The sequence below is a fragment of the Microcystis sp. M53603_WE2 genome (assembly GCF_030065435.1).
This window is the reverse complement of record NZ_JASJFF010001129.1, coordinates 1-3,687: the sequence shown is the minus strand read 5'-3', so window position 1 is coordinate 3,687 and position 3,687 is coordinate 1. Positions and strand designations below refer to the sequence as shown.

Annotated in this window: 4 protein-coding genes and 1 pseudogene; 4 read left to right on the top strand and 1 reads right to left on the bottom strand. The window is 43.0% G+C overall.

The genetic code is table 11. The annotated features are described in order from the left end of the window. Both PX481_RS23820 and PX481_RS23815 read left to right on the top strand, forming a co-directional pair. Positions 1-174, top strand: a pseudogene (locus tag PX481_RS23820) (peptidase S51); the annotation flags it as partial. Positions 175-251: 77 nt separating this feature from the next. Then, a complete protein-coding gene (locus PX481_RS23815) occupies positions 252-854 on the top strand; it encodes a chromophore lyase CpcT/CpeT (RefSeq protein WP_288096402.1) in 603 nt (200 codons plus the stop codon). An 11-nt stretch (positions 855-865) separates the two neighbouring features. On the opposite strand, the gene PX481_RS23810 is transcribed toward PX481_RS23815, so the two are convergent. Then, positions 866-1,039, bottom strand: coding sequence for a hypothetical protein (locus tag PX481_RS23810; RefSeq protein ID WP_002739017.1), 174 nt, complete (start codon positions 1,037-1,039; stop codon positions 866-868). Between the two features lie 153 nt (positions 1,040-1,192). On the opposite strand from PX481_RS23810, the gene PX481_RS23805 reads away from it, so the two are divergent. Both PX481_RS23805 and PX481_RS23800 read left to right on the top strand, forming a co-directional pair. Then, positions 1,193-1,561 (top strand): hypothetical protein, encoded by a 369-nt coding sequence (locus PX481_RS23805; RefSeq protein WP_002758318.1) that lies wholly within the window; start codon positions 1,193-1,195, stop codon positions 1,559-1,561. Between the two features lie 43 nt (positions 1,562-1,604). Beyond that, complete coding sequence (locus PX481_RS23800; RefSeq protein ID WP_288024581.1) at positions 1,605-3,416, top strand: sodium:solute symporter family protein; 1,812 nt, start codon at positions 1,605-1,607, stop codon at positions 3,414-3,416. The last annotated feature ends 271 nt before the right edge of the window (positions 3,417-3,687 follow it).

Here is a 3,687-nt window from a genome sequence, read left to right as displayed (position 1 = left end):
CCTTTAATCTGGAATAATAACGGTCAAGCGGTGAAAGTCTATCGCATCGCGGGAACTCCCTCCGGCAGCGGTAAATTTGACCTCAAGGATTGGTCTAGTGCTGCTGGCGGTCGCTGGGAATATTGGTACACTAAAGGGGGAATAGCCGGGTTTAAGCGGGTTCTGGTAGCCTGAAGGTCATTTTTGTCAAAAAAGTGAGTTCTATGGGTGTTAGGATTAATTTTGAGGCAATAAGGAGAATTTTTTGACCTATGACCCCTGAATTAATCACTTTCGGTCGGTATCTCGCGGGTGAATTTGAAAATCAACGGCAAGCGCAAGCAGAACCGGTGTGGTACGTTCACCTGCGTTTATGGTTGCGTCCGCTGCCTTTATTTCGGGAAGACAGCATCGCGCTTTTTGCCGAACAAGCCAGTATCATCAATTTAGACCAACCCTACCGACCGCGACTGTGGCGATTAACGCGCTCGGAATCGGGAGGGTTAGAGGTTAGGCATTATATGTTTAATGACCTGAAATCCGTGCAAGGTGCGGGCAAAAATCCCGATATTTTGCGAAAAATTAGCTTAGAAGACCTAACTTTCCTGCCTACTTGCACTTTAGCGGTTCAAGTCCATACTCTCGCTGATCATCAATACCAGTTTATCGCCCAACCGCAACCGGAACAGCGCTGTCAATTCACCTATGAGGGTACAACCTATCAGGTGGCTTTAGGTTTCGAGGTGACGAGTCATAGCCTAAAAACCTACGATAAAGGCCTAGATCCCGGCACTGGTAAGGGAATTTGGGGTGCTCTGCTCGGTCCCTATCAATACGAGAAAAAACAGGATTTTTCGGCAGAATTGGAGGTGTGAGGAAGATTGCATCACATTAGGTCAAAATGACGGCAGATAACACCGCAAACAGCCGCTAAAGCGGTAATTCCTAAAGCTGTACCGATGTCTTGTCCTTGATTGACAGCAAAGGAAGTGACGATTCCCGCACCTAAACCGGCTGTGATTGCCGCTCCGAGAAAATCTTTATCTGAGTTTTTATACATAGAGATAAGGCCAAATTTCGACAAAATCGTGTTTTTTACCTTATCATCCTCTTTTGAGCAACTAATCACCCGGGGGCGGAATTGCAATCAAGCTTTAGATTTAGCCACGTTTCTTAACATTAAGTTGGGTAAGATAGATAGGAGGTAAAATCGATGAAATTAGCTAAAATCTCTTTTTATGGCTTTTTAACTCTGATTATCTCCCTTTTGCTAATACTGAGTTTTGTTAATGCCAGCAAAGCACAATCGGATACGGCGGTAAGATCGGAGTTAATTAGTCTCCGCAATCGAGTCGAGCGCCTTGAAAGTCAGATTCGAGGAATATCCATCCGCGGGGAAAATGCCGCTCCCATTCCCCAACGGCGATCGGGAACAGGTATAGTAAATGGGGAAGTAGTCGGGGAAAGTGACCCACTGTTCCAGCGTTTAGCTACTTTAGTAATTGAAATAAAGGAAGATTTAAAAAAGCTAGAGCAACGGGTGCAAATCTTAGAAAAAGAAACCGTTAGCCAGAAATCGTAGTCAATTGATGCTATAACGATCGAAAGTTAAATTGATCTCAACTATGCAGTTAATTGATTATGTAATTATCCTGCTTTATCTGGCAGCAACCCTAATAATCGGGATTATAGCCGAGAAAAAAGCTTCTCAAGGTCTAGAATCCTACTTTTTAGGTAATCGCAATTTGCCTTGGTGGATGTTAGGGGTGTCGGGAATGGCAGCTAACACCGATTTAGCGGGAACTATGGTCATTTCTGCCCTAATTTACGCCGTCGGACCCAAAGGACTATTTATCGAAATCCGCGGCGGTGTCGTCCTAATTATGGCCTTTCTCATGGCTTTTATGGGCAAATGGAATCGCCGCGCCCAAGTTATGACCATGGCGGAATGGATGCAATTTCGCTTTGGAACTGGAAAACAGGGGAATTTTGCCCGAATTATTAGCGCCGTCGCCACTCTCTTATTCTCTATCGGTGCGATGAGTTATTTCTCCGTTGCGGGGGGGAAATTTTTAGGGCAGTTTCTGGGTATGGATGATCGTCTTGCTTCGGTGATATTGATTCTTCTAACCTTGATTTATACGGTGGCCAGTGGTTTTTATGGTGGGGTAATTACCGATTTATTTCAAGGTTTTCTGATTTTTGTGGCGGTAATTTATGTATCGACAGTGGCCTTTTTTACTGTTAATCTTCCCGATAGTTTCACGGTGGCAATTCCAGGGGCAGCGGAGCCAAAAACTTGGAATTTAAGCGAATGGGCGAGTATTTTTCCCTCCCTGACGTTGGATTTACCCGGAGATTATGCCATCTTTAATTTGTTTGGTGGGGTGATTTTCTTTTATTTAGTTAAAACCATCATCGAAGGTTGCAGCGGCAGCGGTGGATATATGTTACAACGATATCTAGCCGCCAAAAGCGATCGAGATGCCGGTTTATTATCTTTATTCTGGATTGTTCTGCTTTCTTTCCGTTGGCCGCTAGTCACAGCTTTTGCGGTTTTAGGTATTCACTACGGTTTAACTAAAGGCACGATTACAGATCCGGAAAGAATTCTGGCCACGGTTATTACTCAATATATTCCTGTGGGGATGAAAGGGTTATTAATTGCTTCTTTTTTAGCGGCAGCTATGTCCACTTTTAACGCAGTTATTAACGCTAGTGCTGCCTATTGGGTCAAAGATATCTATCAAGCTTTTTTGAAACCAAATGCGGGAGAACAGGAGTTAGTTTTTCAAGGTCGTCTGGCCTCGGTTTTTGTGGTAGTAATTGGCTTAGTTTTGAGTTTTAATATCCAAAATGTCAATGATATTTGGGGTTGGTTAACCACGGGATTAGGGGTGGGATTAGCAGTTCCTCTCCTATTACGTTGGTATTGGTGGCGCTTTAATGGTTATGGTTTTGCCGTGGGAACTTTAGCGGGAATGATTGCGGCTATTGCCTCACAAGCGATAATTTTACCTTTCTTTCGTCACAGTCAATATCAGGAACTTATTCTCTTTCTTGTGCCGAGTTTGTTCGCTTTAGCTGGCTGTATTATCGCTACTTTGTTAACTCCTCCCACCGATATTTTAGTTATGGAAAATTTCTATAATGTTACCCGACCTTTTGGCTTTTGGGGAGAAGTCCGTCACAGTGTTAAACCTAACCTACAGGCAAAAATTAAAGCGGAAAATCAACGGGATATCATTGCCGCTTTTCTCACCGTTCCTTGGCAATTAGTCCTCTTTATGATGGGGATTGTTTTAATCATCAAGCAGTGGCAAAGTTTGAAGATTTTGGCTTTGGTTTTTCTTTTGCTTTCCATCGGTCTCTATTTTACTTGGTATCGACATTTATCTAAGGAAATTACTGTCACTAAAGACCGAGATTTAGGTTAGGGAGTTCAGGAGACAGGAGACAGGAGGCAGCTATCAGTTTTTTTCCTGCTCCCCCTGAATGGTTACTCTGTTTCTAGTTGATAATCCTGTCAATTTATGGAAACCCTGAAAATTTAAATTTTTGAATCGGAGGCTCTTCGGGAATTGTTATGCAAATAATTAACTTAAAATAAAATTCGATGAGAGCAACTACGCTCAAAAGTAGCTGAAATCCATATAGGGAAGGACTTAAGGCATCAACAGGTTAATACCAAAAGATAGACAATCGAGT